General features: G+C 68.1%; 19 protein-coding genes. 12 read left to right on the forward strand and 7 right to left on the reverse strand.

All coding sequences use genetic code 11. The annotated features are described in order from the left end of the window. Positions 1–14 precede the first annotated feature (14 nt). Entirely contained in the window at positions 15–1,076 is a 1,062-nt protein-coding gene (locus KIS93_RS27745; RefSeq protein ID WP_155128989.1) for a PDDEXK family nuclease, read from the forward strand. A gap of 49 nt (positions 1,077–1,125) precedes the next feature. On the opposite strand, the gene KIS93_RS27750 is transcribed toward KIS93_RS27745, so the two are convergent. Beyond that, positions 1,126–2,136, reverse strand: coding sequence for an HNH endonuclease family protein (locus KIS93_RS27750; protein ID WP_080044928.1), 1,011 nt, complete (start codon positions 2,134–2,136; stop codon positions 1,126–1,128). Between the two features lie 126 nt (positions 2,137–2,262). On the opposite strand from KIS93_RS27750, the gene KIS93_RS27755 reads away from it, so the two are divergent. The 6 genes from KIS93_RS27755 to KIS93_RS27780 all read left to right on the forward strand — a co-directional run bounded on the left by KIS93_RS27755 (position 2,263) and on the right by KIS93_RS27780 (position 5,258). Next, a complete protein-coding gene (locus KIS93_RS27755) occupies positions 2,263–2,562 on the forward strand; it encodes a nucleoside triphosphate pyrophosphohydrolase (protein WP_080044927.1) in 300 nt (99 codons plus the stop codon). 399 nt (positions 2,563–2,961) lie between these two features. Next, positions 2,962–3,189, forward strand: a complete 228-nt coding sequence (locus tag KIS93_RS27760; RefSeq protein ID WP_080044926.1) for a hypothetical protein — start codon at positions 2,962–2,964, stop codon at positions 3,187–3,189. A gap of 4 nt (positions 3,190–3,193) precedes the next feature. Continuing rightward, the gene (locus KIS93_RS27765) at positions 3,194–4,582 is read left to right on the forward strand and encodes a hypothetical protein (protein WP_080044925.1); all 1,389 of its coding nucleotides are present in this window, start codon (positions 3,194–3,196) and stop codon (positions 4,580–4,582) included. Between the two features lie 4 nt (positions 4,583–4,586). Next, the gene (locus KIS93_RS27770; RefSeq protein WP_080044924.1) at positions 4,587–4,847 is read left to right on the forward strand and encodes a hypothetical protein; all 261 of its coding nucleotides are present in this window, start codon (positions 4,587–4,589) and stop codon (positions 4,845–4,847) included. 55 nt (positions 4,848–4,902) lie between these two features. Then, the gene (locus KIS93_RS27775; RefSeq protein WP_186404477.1) at positions 4,903–5,067 is read left to right on the forward strand and encodes a hypothetical protein; all 165 of its coding nucleotides are present in this window, start codon (positions 4,903–4,905) and stop codon (positions 5,065–5,067) included. Next, a complete protein-coding gene (locus KIS93_RS27780; RefSeq protein WP_186404478.1) occupies positions 5,067–5,258 on the forward strand; it encodes a hypothetical protein in 192 nt (63 codons plus the stop codon). The genes KIS93_RS27775 and KIS93_RS27780 overlap by 1 nt, the downstream gene beginning before the upstream one ends. Here KIS93_RS27780 and KIS93_RS27785 read toward each other — a convergent pair whose 3' ends face one another. Next, complete coding sequence (locus KIS93_RS27785; protein WP_080044923.1) at positions 5,259–6,308, reverse strand: aldo/keto reductase; 1,050 nt, start codon at positions 6,306–6,308, stop codon at positions 5,259–5,261. Between the two features lie 58 nt (positions 6,309–6,366). Here KIS93_RS27785 and KIS93_RS27790 point away from each other — a divergent pair, with 58 nt between their 5' ends. Next, positions 6,367–6,792: a MerR family transcriptional regulator gene (locus KIS93_RS27790; protein ID WP_080044922.1), complete on the forward strand. Its 426-nt coding sequence runs from the start codon at positions 6,367–6,369 to the stop codon at positions 6,790–6,792. Here KIS93_RS27790 and KIS93_RS27795 read toward each other — a convergent pair. Continuing rightward, on the reverse strand, positions 6,758–7,153 hold the full coding sequence (locus tag KIS93_RS27795; protein ID WP_080044921.1) for a DUF6086 family protein: 396 nt from the start codon (positions 7,151–7,153) through the stop codon (positions 6,758–6,760). The genes KIS93_RS27790 and KIS93_RS27795 overlap by 35 nt on opposite strands. Before the next feature lie 155 nt (positions 7,154–7,308). Between KIS93_RS27795 and pafA the strand changes: the two genes are divergently transcribed. After that, entirely contained in the window at positions 7,309–8,667 is a 1,359-nt protein-coding gene (pafA, locus tag KIS93_RS27800) for a Pup--protein ligase (protein WP_168018345.1), read from the forward strand. Here the strand turns inward: pafA and KIS93_RS27805 are convergent. Both KIS93_RS27805 and KIS93_RS27810 read right to left on the reverse strand, forming a co-directional pair. Beyond that, complete coding sequence (locus KIS93_RS27805; protein ID WP_080044920.1) at positions 8,651–9,226, reverse strand: DUF4291 domain-containing protein; 576 nt, start codon at positions 9,224–9,226, stop codon at positions 8,651–8,653. The two genes, pafA and KIS93_RS27805, sit on opposite strands and share 17 nt — an antisense overlap. 55 nt (positions 9,227–9,281) lie before the next feature. After that, positions 9,282–10,280, reverse strand: a complete 999-nt coding sequence (locus tag KIS93_RS27810) for an NAD-dependent epimerase/dehydratase family protein (protein WP_080044919.1) — start codon at positions 10,278–10,280, stop codon at positions 9,282–9,284. A 183-nt stretch (positions 10,281–10,463) separates the two neighbouring features. On the opposite strand from KIS93_RS27810, the gene KIS93_RS27815 reads away from it, so the two are divergent. Beyond that, the gene (locus tag KIS93_RS27815; RefSeq protein WP_186404479.1) at positions 10,464–10,958 is read left to right on the forward strand and encodes a CAP domain-containing protein; all 495 of its coding nucleotides are present in this window, start codon (positions 10,464–10,466) and stop codon (positions 10,956–10,958) included. Between the two features lie 25 nt (positions 10,959–10,983). On the opposite strand, the gene KIS93_RS27820 is transcribed toward KIS93_RS27815, so the two are convergent. Further along, on the reverse strand, positions 10,984–11,211 hold the full coding sequence (locus tag KIS93_RS27820) for a hypothetical protein (RefSeq protein WP_080044917.1): 228 nt from the start codon (positions 11,209–11,211) through the stop codon (positions 10,984–10,986). Positions 11,212–11,420: 209 nt separating this feature from the next. Between KIS93_RS27820 and KIS93_RS27825 the strand changes: the two genes are divergently transcribed. Next, positions 11,421–11,960, forward strand: a complete 540-nt coding sequence (locus tag KIS93_RS27825) for a hypothetical protein (protein WP_080044916.1) — start codon at positions 11,421–11,423, stop codon at positions 11,958–11,960. 33 nt (positions 11,961–11,993) lie between these two features. Next, on the forward strand, positions 11,994–12,635 hold the full coding sequence (locus tag KIS93_RS27830) for a class I SAM-dependent methyltransferase (RefSeq protein ID WP_080044915.1): 642 nt from the start codon (positions 11,994–11,996) through the stop codon (positions 12,633–12,635). A gap of 47 nt (positions 12,636–12,682) precedes the next feature. On the opposite strand, the gene KIS93_RS27835 is transcribed toward KIS93_RS27830, so the two are convergent. Continuing rightward, the gene (locus tag KIS93_RS27835; protein WP_080044914.1) at positions 12,683–13,525 is read right to left on the reverse strand and encodes a lytic polysaccharide monooxygenase; all 843 of its coding nucleotides are present in this window, start codon (positions 13,523–13,525) and stop codon (positions 12,683–12,685) included. Positions 13,526–13,673 lie beyond the last annotated feature (148 nt).

The following is a 13,673-nucleotide window of genomic DNA, read 5'->3' on the forward strand; positions in this document are numbered from 1 at the left end:
GCTGGAGGACGGCCATGAACAGCGACGGAATGTTCCACATCGACGAGTCCGGCCGCCTCCTCGCGATGCGGCCGGCGCCCTACGAGGCAGAAGACATTCTCCAGGAACTGCTCGCCACCCATCCGGACCTCCTGGCAGGCGGGCAGATGACGCCCGGCGATCCGCGCCGCTGGCTGCTGGTACGCCGGGAGGCCGGCGTCCCCGACCGGGACGGTGGCGGCGGACGCTGGAGCCTCGATCACCTCTTCGTCGACCAGGACGGCATCCCCACCCTGGTCGAGGTCAAGCGCGCCGGCGACAGCCGCATCCGCCGCGAGGTCGTCGGCCAGTTGCTCGACTACGCCGCCAACGGCGTTCTCTACTGGCCCGTGCTCAGCCTTCAGGAGCTGTTCGAGCAGACGCAGCGCGAGGCCGGCCGGGACCCCCAGGAGATGATCGCCCAGCTCTGCGAGGACGACACTGCCACCGTGGAGGCCTTCTTCGCCAAGGTCGGTGACAACCTGCGTGCGGGCAGGATCCGGCTGGTCTTCGTCGCCGACGCCATCCCGGACGATCTCCGCCGCATTGTGGAGTTCCTCAACGAGCAGATGAACCCTGCGGAGGTTCTCGCGGTGGAGATCAAGCAGTACGTCGCGGAGAATCACGGCTGGCGCACCCTCGTGCCAGCCGTGTACGGACGCACCGCGGCCGCCTCCGCCAAGTCCGCCGTCGCGCGGCCGAGCCTGAGCGAGCTTCGCGAGAAGGCAGACGAAGACGTCCGCACCCTCTGGACCCTGCTGGAGCAGTGGGCCGACGACGAAGATCTCCCCCTGACCCACACCGCCGCGGGCGTCATCGTCTCAAGCCGGAACGACCTGCGCATCGCGCAGCTCTACCCGAAGAACCGGGCCCTGTGCATCAACCTCGACCCCCTCCGCGACCGCGGACGCCACGAACTAGCGGACGCCTGCCTCGCGACGCTGCGCACTCTGACGAGCAAGCCGCTGACAGCGGCTTACCCGTTCTTTCCGGCGCCTGATGCCGTGGCCAAGTGGAACGACGTCGCGAAACTCCTCAGCCAGCTCGCTGCGGTGTGAAGTATCGGAAACGCGTTGAAGCAGGCATTTCGTGCAGCAGTGAGCGGAATCAGCCCATATGGCGGCGCACTCTCTGGATGAAGTTCCACCATTCGCCGACGCGCCCGTCCGCGAAGCCATGGCGCTTCAGGGTCAGTTGCAGGGTCTTCTTCAGCGGATGAGGCGATTGCATGATCGCCTCATTCCTCTGTGCGAGCCGGGTGAGCTGCCCCTCCGTGGGAGGCCGGTTGCTCTTCTGCCCGTTGCAGTCCCTGTGCGCCGGGGCGAGGTTCCAGATCGCGTCCAGGTCGACGTCCGCACCACGCAGAAGCCGCTTGAACGAGTACGGGAACACATGATCCACGGCCACGTCATCGACGCCGGGGACGAGCAGTTGAGCACAGATGATGCACCGCCCATGCTGAAACCCGATCACAGCCTCGGTGACCCCGGCGACCGAGCGCCGCCGCTGCTTGTCGGTGATCAGCAGCGTGTCCAGGTCGACCGCGACCCCCTCTTCGACCAGGCTCCGGCCCACCCCCGCGGCGAAGGACGTCTCGACGATGCTCCACCGCGCGGCCAGCTCCGCCTCCAGGCTGGCCTTCTGCTCGGACATGGCGACCGCCCGGAGATGGTCCGTCAGCTTGACCACCCGTTCCCGGGAAGTACCGGTCACTTCGTAGAAGCGGTGCGGCACTTCAGCCCCATCGCCGCGCAGATTGTGGAACTTCTGCATCACCATGGTCGGCATCGACTTCATGGCGGCAGCGAGCAGCTTCTCGGTCGGCGAGCCGAGCCGTACGGACTCGGCGCTCTCCTCCTGCGCCACGGTCAGGAAGTCCGTCCCGCCGGGGACGGTCTTCGATGACGTCTGCGGCGCTTCAGCGAGGTGCTCCACCAGGCTCATGGCGTATGGCTCGGCCAGGTCGCGAAGGAGGATGTCCGTACGCCCCTCGGCGGCGGCGCCCAGCAGCGCCTGCCCCAGAGCGAACTTGTAGGTACGCGAGTTGGCGCCCATGAGCACCGCCAGCCGCCACGAGGACCGCGCGGTCGGCTCTTCGCGAAAGAAGTCCACAGTCATCCGTACATGCCAGTCTTGATCGCGATATCGACCGCTTCAGGGTAGTTCGCGATCACTGGAGTGTCACCGAGGCTCGATAGGGTCAGGACCCTCATTCGGGGCTGCAACAAGGTGGAGGCGGCAAGCATGGGGAAGCTCGTACGCGACAACATTCCGGACATCATCCGCCAAGCAGGCAGGGAGCCGATCGTCACCGTCCTCGACGAGGCCGACTACCGGAAGGCCCTGCTGGCGAAGTTGTTCGAAGAGGCCACCGAGCTCAACGAAGCAGCTCCCGCCGAGGTCGCGGAGGAGATCGCCGATGTGTACGAAGTTCTGCGCGCACTGGCCGCCGTCCATGGGCACGAGTGGGCGGCGATCGAAGAGGTGGCGGCCACCAAACGGAAGCAGCGCGGCGCCTTCCGAGACCGCCTCTACCTGGCATGACACCGTATTGCTTCCGACGTGATCCCCTCTGCAGGCGAGACCGAAACACTCACCACCGCATGGACGGACCGGCCGGCGTGCTTCTTCAGCAGGACTGGCACCCCGCTCCTCGGTGAGATGAACAGCCCTTCGCCACGCACGCTGCAAACACCTGGAATGACCTAGGCCATCACCACACCTGACGGGTCGCCGGCTCGGGCCTTCAGTCCCTCATGCCGGTTCGGTACTTCTCCGCGACGCCATCCACCTCGCCCCTTATCGTCGCGGTGATCTCAGGGACGACATCCTCCAACGATTTGAGGGATCCCGGATGAGGGCAACGCAGCAGAAGATGTTCCTTCGCCACCCGCCCGCTCCGCGGGCAGCGGCAATCTCCCGCAGTCCTCAGGAAATGCCGGAATGACGCGCGATGAGATAGAGCAGGCACTACGTCGGGCCGAGGACCTGACCGGCCAGATCAAGGGCAGCCTGGACCGAGCAGTGCGGTTGATGGGACAACCGGTCTGGACAGGCCCGGCCGCCAACAGGTTCGGCAGAGATTTGGCCGCACAACGACAAGCGCTGATGAAGGCATGCGCGGCCGCCGTCGACGAGTTCCGTTACTTGCTGGCCCGGACACCGGAGTAAGACCGTGGACATCGACGGCATGGTGCCCGACGGCGTCGAAGTGCTGGAGAGCGAGTTGAGCAACGCGGAGACCGCGCTCGACTCCGTGGGCGGCGAGTTGTGGAATCTCCTGCGTCATGCAGGCCTCGCCACCACGCAGGCGGACATCATCCGGCAGATCGCCGGCTGGGCCGGACAACAGATCCCCGACATTCACCGCCGTGTCGTGCTCCTGGAACGCATCGTGGCCCACGACCCGGCGGTCCAGCCCGGGCAGCCGGTCTTCGTGAACTCCGAGATATTCGCTCCCGGCAAGCCGCTCCCCACTGTCGGCGGCTTCTGGGACCGGCTCGGGCAAGGCATCCGGTCCGCCTTCGACTTCGACCAGAACTCCGGCAACCAGGCAGCCGAGGTGGCCAAGGGCGCCTGGGAATCCACGACCGGGTTCATGAGGTGGTTGTGGGAGACCTCGCCGGCGCGCAAGACCATCGACCCGGACGGCTGGCAGCACCAAATGGAGGACAGCGCCCGCGGCGTCCTCTACGGCATCCGGAACCCGCTGGAGACGCTCAAGGCCATCGTGGACTGGGACACCTGGGCCACCAACCCTGATCGTGCCTTCGGCCGGCTATTACCGGATCTCCTGGCGAGCGCCGCCACGGCGGGCGGGGCGAGCGGGGCATCGGCAGCGAGCAGAGTTCCACGTGCTCTTGAAAAGATCACGAGGCTGCTCGAAAAGGCGAAGGCGAGGGTCGGCAAGCAAGTCGCTCCACCACGGATCACACCTGAGGGCGGCTGGAAGTGGAAAGGAGTCGAGTTGGACCCGCGCGTCAACGCCATGGCGGATCAGGCACTCGTACGAGCGCGAGCCGCGGAGCCGCAGATCTCCCGTGGCGTCAAGGCCGCCGCAGCAGACGTGCGTGCCGAGATGGCAGGGTTCCCCGACCACGTCCTCAAGGGATCCGACCGCTTCAAGGAGAAGCTCGCCAAGCTCACCGACGAGTTCCCAACCAGAACACCCGAAAGCCTGATCAAGGACAAGGTCCACGACAGCATCCGCTACACCTTCACCTTCGACGACACCCGCTATGTGAAGGGGGTCGCGGACGTCAAGGCGGCGATGGAGCGGCAAGGCTTCAAGCTGGTCCAGCAGAAGCCCTCATGGGGCGACCACCGTAGGTACAAGGGGGTCAACACTCGATGGCGCGGACCTGACGGGCAGCTCTTCGAACTGCAGATACACACACCCGAGAGCCTGTGGGCGAAGGAGGTCACGCACGAGATATACGAGTTCAAGCGCAACCTTACCCCGGAGGACAGGAAGCTCCTCGAGAAGTACGAGGAGCAGATCTTCGAGGCCGTCCCCGTCCCGCCAGGTGCCGATCGCATCCCCGCCATAGTCGAGGGAGGATGACACCGTGGACGAAAAGGTGACCTACTACGCGATGGTGTTCTCCGAAGATACCCCGGACGCACCCAGCGGGTTGGCGCGACGACGCATCCTCCCAGGCGGCGGGATCGTGGACGAGGCGCTGCACAAGGATCTTCAGTGGCACGAGAGCGACTCCATCGACGACTGGCGCCGCGGCGAGGCCAGCCAAGACCTGATCGAGATCAGCGAGGCGGACGCGCAGCAAGTCATGGAGCGGTTCCGGCGGATGTTCGGTTCCGGGCAGTAGATCGCACCGATTCGTCGTGGATTAGGAGCGCGCAGACGGCTGATAAGAAACCACGGTGGATCTGGTGCGGTGGACGTCGGCGTTCGACCGGCCGGGGACGGTGCTGAGTTCGGCGTCGGTCGCGAAGCTGGTGGCCAAGCCGGAGATCGGCGTCAACGAGTACGGCTCCTGGTACGGGGGCGGCCGGTGGTGCCGGCAGGTCACTCGCACAGCGGCTTGATGCCCGGCACGTTCACCCACCTCGCGCGGCCGCAGAACGGGTTCGGCTACGCCCTGCTGTTCAACCAGCGCGAGGAGAGCGGTCCGCTCGACTTCGAAGGGATCGACGACGACATGAACAAGGTGGACGACATGAACAAGGGGACCGTGTCGTCCTGGCCGACCACCGACCTGACCTCGCAGTACTTCTGATCAGGTCGCGGCGCGGTCGCCGAGGGGGCGGCGGCGCAGGGCCGGGTCGGTCAGCGGGGCGGGGCTCCAGAGGCCGACGGGGTGGTAGACGTTGGTGCCGGGCGGGACGAGCTCGTCGATCCGGTCGAGGACGGCGTCGTCGAGCACCAGCGACGCCCCCTTCAGCAGGCCCTCCAGCTGCTCCATCGTGCGCGGGCCGAGGATGACCGAGGTGACCGCCGGGTGTGATGCGGCGAAGGCGATGGCCAGCTCCGGCAGGGTGCGGCCGAGTTCGTCCGCCAGTTTCACCAGCTCCTCGACGACGTCGAGCTTGGCGGCGTTGACGGGGATGGACGGGTCGAAGCGCTCGGGGGCTCGCGCGGCGCGGCCCTGGGACAGGTCGATCTGCTGCCCCTTGCGGTAGCGGCCGGTCAGGAAGCCCCAGCCCAGCGGGCTGTAGGTGAGCACGCCCATGCCGAGCCGCTGCGCGGTGGGCAGCACGTCGCCCTCGATGCCGCGGGCCAGGATGTTGTACGGCGGCTGCTCGGTGCGGAAGCGGTACAGGCCGCGCTGCCGGGCCACGTGGTACGCCTCGACCGTCTCGTGCGCGGGGAAGGCCGAGCTGCCGAACGCGCGGATCTTGCCCTGGCGCACCAGGTCGGTCAGCGTGGCGAGGGTTTCCTCGATGTCGGTCCGGTGGTCGGGGCGGTGGATCTGGTAGAGGTCGATCCAGTCGGTGCCCAGCCGCTTCAGGCTCGACTCGACCTCCCGGACGATCCAGCGCCGCGAGTTGCCGCCCCGGTTGGGCCCCTCCCCCATCGGGAAGTGCACCTTGGTCGCGAGCACCACGTCGTCCCGCCGGCCGCGCAGCGCCTTGCCCACGATCTCCTCGGACTCGCCCGCCGAGTACATGTCCGCGGTGTCGACGAAGTTGATGCCCTGGTCGAGGGCGGCGTGGATGATGCGGATGCTGTCGTCGTGGTCGGGGTTGCCGGCCGCGCCGAACATCATCGTGCCGAGGCAGTACGCGCTGACCTCGATACCGGTGCCACCCAGGATGCGATATCTCATACTTCGGAACCGTAGATTCTAGAGTCGGCTCTAAGTCAAACTGGGCGGCATGTCGGGGATGAGCATCGGCCAGGTCGCCGAGCGCACCGGGCTCAGCGTCCACACGCTCCGCTTCTACGAGCGGGAGGGGCTGCTGGCCCAGCCGGTACGGCGGGGAAGCGCAGGTCATCGCGTCTACAGCGAGGATGACGTCGACTGGCTGGGCGTGTGCATCCGGCTGCGGGCCTCCGGCATGCCGCTGACCGACATCCGGCGCTACACCGAGCTGGTGCGGGCCGGGCAGGGGAACGAGGCGGAGCGGCTGGCGGTGTTGCGCGAGCATCGGGAACGGGTGCTCGCACAAATGCACGAACTCGACGAATGCCTGAAGCTGATCACCCACAAGGTGGCCCTTTACGAGGGGCGGCTGGGGTTGCGGGACGACGTCGTGGAGTGCGCGCAGCCTGCGTTCAACGGGGCATCGCGCGGGCGTGCCGCGCCGTGAGCTCCGCCCACCGCCCGGCACCTCCCCCGAAAGGCCTGCTCACCCGCACGTCCCGCCGGCCGCCCGATCGGATCAGCTCCGCCTCGGCGCGCTGGACGAGCACCAGCGCCGTGGCGATGAAGCCCTCCATGAGGGCGTGCAGGATCGGATGATTCGAACGCTCGTAGCGATCGACCAGCGCGCCCACGAACGCGGTGAAAACCGGCAGGTCGACCTGGCATTCGTCGTTCTCCATCGGCCCGAGCCCGGTCGGCAGGCCCGTCTCCGGCGCGAGAGCCTGGGCGGTCCGCAGGAACAGCGCGGAGACCCCGTTCGAGGGGTTCCACAGGACGTGCTCACCGACCTGGTAGTACTGGCTCACCGTGCCATCCTTTCGGGCGGCATCCCGGCCTTCAACCGCGGCCGGGTCCGTGACGTGCGACGTGGAGGCCACGATGACGGCAACGCAGCGCGAACCCACCCGAGTGCGCCGCTCCCTTCCGACCATGGCGGCGGCGGGGAGAGTAGGGTGAGGTGGTGGACCGACGCATCTTCGGCCTGGAGAACGAGTACGGCGTCACATGCACCTTCCGGGGTCAACGCAGGCTGTCCCCTGACGAGGTAGCGCGCTACCTGTTCCGGCGGGTCGTGTCGTGGGGTCGATCGAGCAACGTGTTCCTGCCTAACGGCGCCCGCCTTTATCTGGACGTGGGCAGCCATCCCGAGTACGCCACCCCCGAATGTGACAACGTCGTGGAGCTGGTCACTCACGACAAGGCCGGCGAGCGGATCGTGGAGGGGCTGCTCGTCGACGCCGAGAAGCGGTTGCGCGAAGAGGGCATCGCGGGCGACATCTACCTGTTCAAGAACAACACCGACTCGGCCGGAAACTCCTACGGCTGCCACGAGAACTACTGCGTCGGACGACACGGCGAGTTCGGGCAGCTGGCCGATGTGCTGATCCCGTTCCTGGTGACCCGGCAGATCATCTGTGGGGCGGGGAAGGTGCTGCAGACCCCGCGCGGGGCGGTCTACTGCGTGTCGCAGCGGGCCGAGCACATCTGGGAGGGCGTCTCCAGCGCGACGACGCGGTCGCGTCCGATCATCAACACCCGTGACGAGCCGCACGGTGACGCGGAGCGGTTCCGTCGCCTGCACGTCATCGTCGGCGACTCGAACATGAGCGAGACCACGATGCTGCTCAAGGTCGGCGCCACCGACCTGGTGCTGCGCATGGTGGAGGCCGGGATCGTGCTGCGCGACCTGAGCCTGGAGAACCCGATCCGGGCGATCCGCGAGGTCTCGCACGACATGACCGGGCGGCGGCGGGTGCGGCTGGCGAACGGGCGGGAGGCGTCCGCGCTCGACATCCAGCAGGAGTATTTGGGCAAGGCGAAGGACTTCGTGGACCGGCGGGGCGGCGACGCCGTCGCGCACAGAGTGCTGGAGCTGTGGGAGCGCACGCTGCGGGCGGTCGAGACGGGCAATCTGGACCTGGTGTCCCGGGAGATTGACTGGGTCACGAAATATCAGCTCATCGAGCGGTATCGGAAGAAGTACGACCTGCCGCTGTCCTCACCCCGGGTGGCGCAGCTCGACCTGGCCTACCACGACGTGCACCGCAAGCGCGGCCTGTACTACCTGTTGCAGAAGCGCGGCTCGGTGGAGCGGGTGGCGTCCGACGTGAAGATCTTCGAGGCGAAGTCGGTGCCGCCGCAGACCACGCGGGCGCGGCTGCGCGGCGAGTTCATCCGCAAGGCGCAGGAGAAGCGGCGCGACTTCACCGTCGACTGGGTGCACCTCAAGCTGAACGACCAGGCGCAGCGGACCGTGCTGTGCAAGGACCCGTTCCGCAGCGTCGACGAGCGGGTGGACAAACTCATCGCGAGCATGTGACCGGGCAGAGGCGGTCCTCCAGGGCCCGGGGCAGCGGGTAGGGGCGCTCCGTGGGGATCAGCCGCTGCGCCCGCGCGGCCTGGCCGGTCTGGATCAGGGTGGCGGCCTTGCGGACCTGCGGGGTCAGGTCCGTGAGGCCGACGATCCAGTCGTCGGTGAACGTGCGGATCAGCCGGCGGCCGATGCCCACCTGGATGCTGTAGTGGTTGAGCGCCGCCCCGCGCGCCGAGCGTTCGGGATCCCACTGGACGTGCACGGCCGCCCCGGCCAGCGCCGCCGGGTCCGCCGTCGTGAGGACGGCCTGCGACAGCGCCTCCTCCCACCCTTCGCGGGTCATCCGCACCGCGAGAACGCGTTCCTGGCCGGGCTTGCGGGCCCAGTTGCTGCGGTGCATCAGCCACAGGAACGACGGCTTGATCCACGTCATCCGGTGGAACGAGAACGGTGCGACGAAGCGGCCCGCCCGCAGCGCCGCGTCGGCGATGGCCGGCGAGTACGCCTGGTAGACCACGATCGTGCCGGCGTCGTGGTCGGCGCGGATCTGGTAGCGGGGTGCCATGGATCGCACCCTGCCATCCGTCCCCTCGGCCTCGCGAGCCGTTTTTCTCCCGCGGTCAGCCCGCACTGGCGGCGGGCTGGGGTGCCATCTCCCTCAGGCCGGCGTCCAGGCTGACGCGCGGGCGGTAGCCGAGGTCGGTGCGGGCGGCGCCGATGTCGTACGAGCGGTCGCGGCCCATGACGGCGACCAGCCAGTTCGTGAGCGGCGGTGGGGTGGGGCGGCGGAGCAGGCGGGCGGCGCCGTCCAGCAGGGCCACGATCGGCGCGACGACGGCCCGCGGGATGCTCCGGGCGGCGCTGACGTCGGCGCCCTGGGTGGCCAGCAGGGCGGTGAAGAAGTCGCGGACCGGCATGGGGGTGCCGTCGGTGACGTAGTACGGCACGCCGTGGCGGCCGTGCGTGAGGGCCGGCACGACGGCGTCGGCGAGGTTGCCGACGTGCACGAAGTCCATGAGGTGGCGGCCGCCATCGATCCACAGCCACCGTCCCTTGCCGGCGGCCTCGGCCGTCTCGGCGAGGGTGGTCATCCCGGCGCCCCAGATGAACGGCGGGCGCAGGATCACCAGCGTCGTCCCCGGCGACGGGGCGGCGCGCAACGCGTTCTCGGTGGCCAGCTTGACCCGGCAGTAGGCGATGAGCGGGGTGCCGTCGTCGGTGCTCTCGTCGACCACGGCGGCGCGCTGGGTGCCGGTCGACACGCCCGCGGCGCTGATGAGCACGAACCTGGACACTCCCGCCTTCAGCGCAGCCTCGTGCAGGGCGACGGTCGGGACGTGGTTGTCGGCCAGGAAACCCGCGTCGTCGCCCCAGAACTCCATCCGGGCCGCGGCGTGCACGACGGCGTCCACGTCGTGCAGGCGGTCGAGCCAGATCGGGGTGCCGGGCCCGGCCAGCTCGGCCAGGTCGCCGCGCAGCGGCTGCGCTCCGGCGTCCGTCACCTTTCGCGCGCTGGCGGCGGAGCGGGCCAGGGCGAGCACGGTGTGCCCCTCGGCCTGCAATCGGCGGATCAGGTGCTGACCGACGAAACCGCTTCCGCCGGTGAGGAAGACACGCATGAGAAGACTCCTAGTGACGCATCCGTGGGGTGATTCCCCGCTTCGGCCCACTCTGCTGCGATTCCGGACCGGGCGGTAGAAGAGCGTTCATCCTCGGAGCGCCACTCCCTGGTTGGCAGACAGGAATGGATCACGACAGAATGCGAAGCCGTCATGCATTCATCGCGACTGGAGGAATTTCCCATGCGTCGTCCCCTTGGGTTATTAGCCGCAGCCACTCTCCTCGCCACGGTCGGCGCGCCCATGAGCGCGGCGCAGGCCGTCACGTCGGCCGCGGCCAAGGTCGGGACGGCGCAGGAGAACATGGTGGTGCGGCTCGTCAACGCGCGGCGGGCGAAGAAGAAGGGGTGCCGGCCGGTCAAGCACCACCCGCAGCTCCACAAGGCCGCCCGCGGGCACTCGGCCGACATGGCGGAGCACCATTACTTCTCCGGCACCTCCCTCGACGGCCGATCCTTCAGGGACCGCATCGAGGAGGCCGGCTTCACGGGCGGCAGCGGCTTCGCGGAGAACATCGCCAAGGGCCACCCCACCCCGGCCAAGGTCGTGCAGTCGTGGATGGACACCCCCGGGACCAAGGTCAACATCATGAACTGCAGGCTGACCTTCATCGGGGTGGGGGCGGTCGAGGACTCGAATGGCGTGATCCACTGGACTCAGGACTTCGCGGCCAAGTGAGCCGAAGAAGGCCATGTGGCGACGCTCAAGGCGCCCGCTGAGTGATCCGGCCGAAGAAGTGCACGCAGGCAGTTTTCTCGTCCTTGAACCGCCGCATTTCGTATTCAGCGCCTCGTTCATACCAGAACGTCTGCCACGTCTTCCCCTGCTTGCGGAGACACCACTGGCTGTCATCCGGTTGCTCCAGGATGCAGTAGAGGCGGGGGTCGAGATCGGTGGCGGCGAGCGCCGCGCGTAACTCCTGGACATTCATCGTGGACCCAGCGGGGTTGCGTATCGGAAGTGAGAGCCGAGGTTGATTCTGAAGCGTCCCGGTTTCGAGGGAAAAGCCTATCTGGAAATTCGGAAGATCTTTTAGGCTTTTCCTGACCGGTCGTTTGGTGACGCTCCACACTGAGGGCCGTGACAAACGATCTCCTCGACGCTTGGAACCGCCTGGTCCCTCCCTGTCGGCTCCATCAGGTGGCGGCGCTGCTCAACATGCCGCCGATGGACGAGACCGCAGCCCACGACGACAACGCTCCGCGAGCCCGGCAGTTGCTGTCGCTCTACACCGAGCTCGCCGAATGGGCGAAGCTGTCGGCGCGGGCGGTCGAGCAGCTCGATGTGCCGGACGCTCATGAGAGCACGGAGCGGTTCGCCTATCTCATCGAGTACACCGATCAGTACGCCAAAGGCTGGCACCGGGCGCCGAGTGACCAGTGCGAGGGTGTCACCGTGGCGGACTCGGCCGAGGCGGTCGCGCAGACCGTGCTTCCTCGCTACATCACCCACCTGGCCGGGGATCTCGACAACTACGAGTTGTGGTTGACGGAGTCGTTCTCGCTGCGGGCGAGCGTGTGGCACATGGACAGCGCGGCGGCCCATCGTTATGGCCGGCGCTCCGCCTGGCCGCCTTCCGCGCAGGTGTTGCAGGACCTGCGGGTTCCTCCACAGGCTGTTGAGATCCGTACGCCCAGCCAGATCAACCAGATCGTGGATCTGCACAACGCTCCGGGATGAGGGCGGCCGGGCGATGGGCTACAGTCGTCCGCCATGGCTGACTCCTCCTCCACCTACCTGACCGCGACGGCGGACGCCTACGACGCCGTCGCCGACCTCTACGCCGACCTTGCCCGCGACTCCCTCGGCCGCCTGCCGCTGGATCGGGCGATGGTCGCCGCGTTCGCGGAGCTCGTGCGGGAGAGCGGGCGCCGGCGGGTCGTCGAGGCCGGGTGCGGGCCGGGGTACATGACGGCGCACCTGCGTGACCTCGGGCTGGACGCGTACGGCGTCGACGTGTCTCCCGCGCTGCTCGACATCGCCCGCAGGGACTATCCCGGCCTGCGGTTCGAGCTCGGCTCGATGGGGGCCCTCGACGTGGCGGACGGGGAGCTGGGCGGGCTGGTCTCCTGGTACTCCATCATTCACCTCCCGCCGGCGGAGCTGCCGGCATACTTCGCCGAGTTCCGCCGGGTGCTGGCTCCGGGGGGTCACCTGCTGCTGGGGTTCTTCGAGTCCGAGGGCGGGCCGGTGGTGGAGTTCGACCACAAGGTGACGACGGCGTACCGGTGGCCGATCGACGAGCTGGCGGAGCTGGCGGGCAAGGAGGAGTTCGTCGAGGTGGGGCGGATGTTGCGGGAGCCGCTGGAGGACGAGCGGTTCCGCCGTGGGCATTTGCTGATGCGCCGGCTGTAGGTGCGAGCGCGGGGCGGCGATCAGCTGCTGATCGCCGCCCAGGCGAGTCAGGCGCGTTTCCACAGGGCCGGGACGTTCGGGGGCTCCCAGCCGGCGAGTGCCGTGTGGGCCTGGGTGCACTCGTAGGTGAGGCCGTTGTACGTCACCCTGTCCCCCGCCCGGTAGGCCGTGCCGGCGCTCCACGTGCCGCCGGGCTGGGTGGCGGTCGGGGTCGGGGTGGGAGTGGGGGTGGTGGTCGGGGTCGGCGTCGGGGTGGGGGTCGAGGGGGTGCCGCCGCCGAAGTCCACGTCCGAGCAGGTGTAGAACGCCTCGTTGCTGCCGACCACCCGCTGCCAGATCGAGTAGAGGATGTGGCGGCCGGTGCGCTGCGGCAGGTTGATGGTCCAGTTGGTGAACGTCGTCGGGTTCTGGCCGTTGAAGGTCTTGATGGGCACCAGGTCGGACCACTTGAGGGGCATGGTGGGGTTCCAGCCCTCGCGGGTGATGTAGAACTCGAAGTTGCTGTTGGCGTGCGGCGCGGTGGCGTGGTAGGTGAGCGTGAACGCGCCGGGGCTCACCTTGGTCGCGGGCCAGTCGGCGCGTTGCAGGTCGAGGCCGCGGTACTTCTCGCGTCCCGCGCTGCAGAGCTTGCCGTCAGGGATGAGCTCGCGGTGCCGGCCGCCCGCTTCGAGGAGGGAGACCTCGTTCCAGTCGTAGAACGCCTGGGTGCCGCCGGCGGCGACGGCGGCCTTGCAGGCGGCGGACTTGGGCGTCTCCGGGCCTTCGTTCTTGCAGACGTAGACGCGGCTGGGCGGGTTGGACATGGTGCCGTGGGCGTTGGCCGCGGAGGCGGGCAGCAGGGCCAGCAGTCCGGACGCCGCCACCGTCGCGGCGATCGTGCTCTTGCGCATGGGCGTACTCCTGGGGGTGGAAGGAGCTGGTACGGAGGAGAAGGCGGTCAGCAGGGGAGATAGCGGTGCGGCGGCCGGTGGGATCAGGCTTCGTCGCACTCGGCACTCCCTTTCGCAAGAGAATCCGTTAGGAAAGTTTCCTATGAGT

The sequence above is a fragment of the [Actinomadura] parvosata subsp. kistnae genome (genome assembly GCF_900323885.1).
GTDB lineage: Bacteria > Actinomycetota > Actinomycetes > Streptosporangiales > Streptosporangiaceae > Nonomuraea > Nonomuraea composti.

What these genes read in the sequence shown, in the direction of transcription:
- KIS93_RS27745 (WP_155128989.1), top strand. Translation starts at nt 15, where the DNA reads ATGAACAGCGACGGAATGTTCCACATCGACGAGTCCGGCCGCCTCCTC.
- KIS93_RS27750 (WP_080044928.1), bottom strand. Translation starts at nt 2,136, where the DNA reads ATGACTGTGGACTTCTTTCGCGAAGAGCCGACCGCGCGGTCCTCGTGG.
- KIS93_RS27755 (WP_080044927.1), top strand. Translation starts at nt 2,263, where the DNA reads ATGGGGAAGCTCGTACGCGACAACATTCCGGACATCATCCGCCAAGCA.
- KIS93_RS27760 (WP_080044926.1), top strand. Translation starts at nt 2,962, where the DNA reads ATGACGCGCGATGAGATAGAGCAGGCACTACGTCGGGCCGAGGACCTG.
- KIS93_RS27780 (WP_186404478.1), top strand. Translation starts at nt 5,067, where the DNA reads ATGCCCGGCACGTTCACCCACCTCGCGCGGCCGCAGAACGGGTTCGGC.
- KIS93_RS27785 (WP_080044923.1), bottom strand. Translation starts at nt 6,308, where the DNA reads ATGAGATATCGCATCCTGGGTGGCACCGGTATCGAGGTCAGCGCGTAC.
- KIS93_RS27790 (WP_080044922.1), top strand. Translation starts at nt 6,367, where the DNA reads ATGAGCATCGGCCAGGTCGCCGAGCGCACCGGGCTCAGCGTCCACACG.
- KIS93_RS27805 (WP_080044920.1), bottom strand. Translation starts at nt 9,226, where the DNA reads ATGGCACCCCGCTACCAGATCCGCGCCGACCACGACGCCGGCACGATC.
- KIS93_RS27810 (WP_080044919.1), bottom strand. Translation starts at nt 10,280, where the DNA reads ATGCGTGTCTTCCTCACCGGCGGAAGCGGTTTCGTCGGTCAGCACCTG.
- KIS93_RS27815 (WP_186404479.1), top strand. Translation starts at nt 10,464, where the DNA reads ATGCGTCGTCCCCTTGGGTTATTAGCCGCAGCCACTCTCCTCGCCACG.
- KIS93_RS27820 (WP_080044917.1), bottom strand. Translation starts at nt 11,211, where the DNA reads ATGAATGTCCAGGAGTTACGCGCGGCGCTCGCCGCCACCGATCTCGAC.
- KIS93_RS27830 (WP_080044915.1), top strand. Translation starts at nt 11,994, where the DNA reads ATGGCTGACTCCTCCTCCACCTACCTGACCGCGACGGCGGACGCCTAC.
- KIS93_RS27835 (WP_080044914.1), bottom strand. Translation starts at nt 13,525, where the DNA reads ATGCGCAAGAGCACGATCGCCGCGACGGTGGCGGCGTCCGGACTGCTG.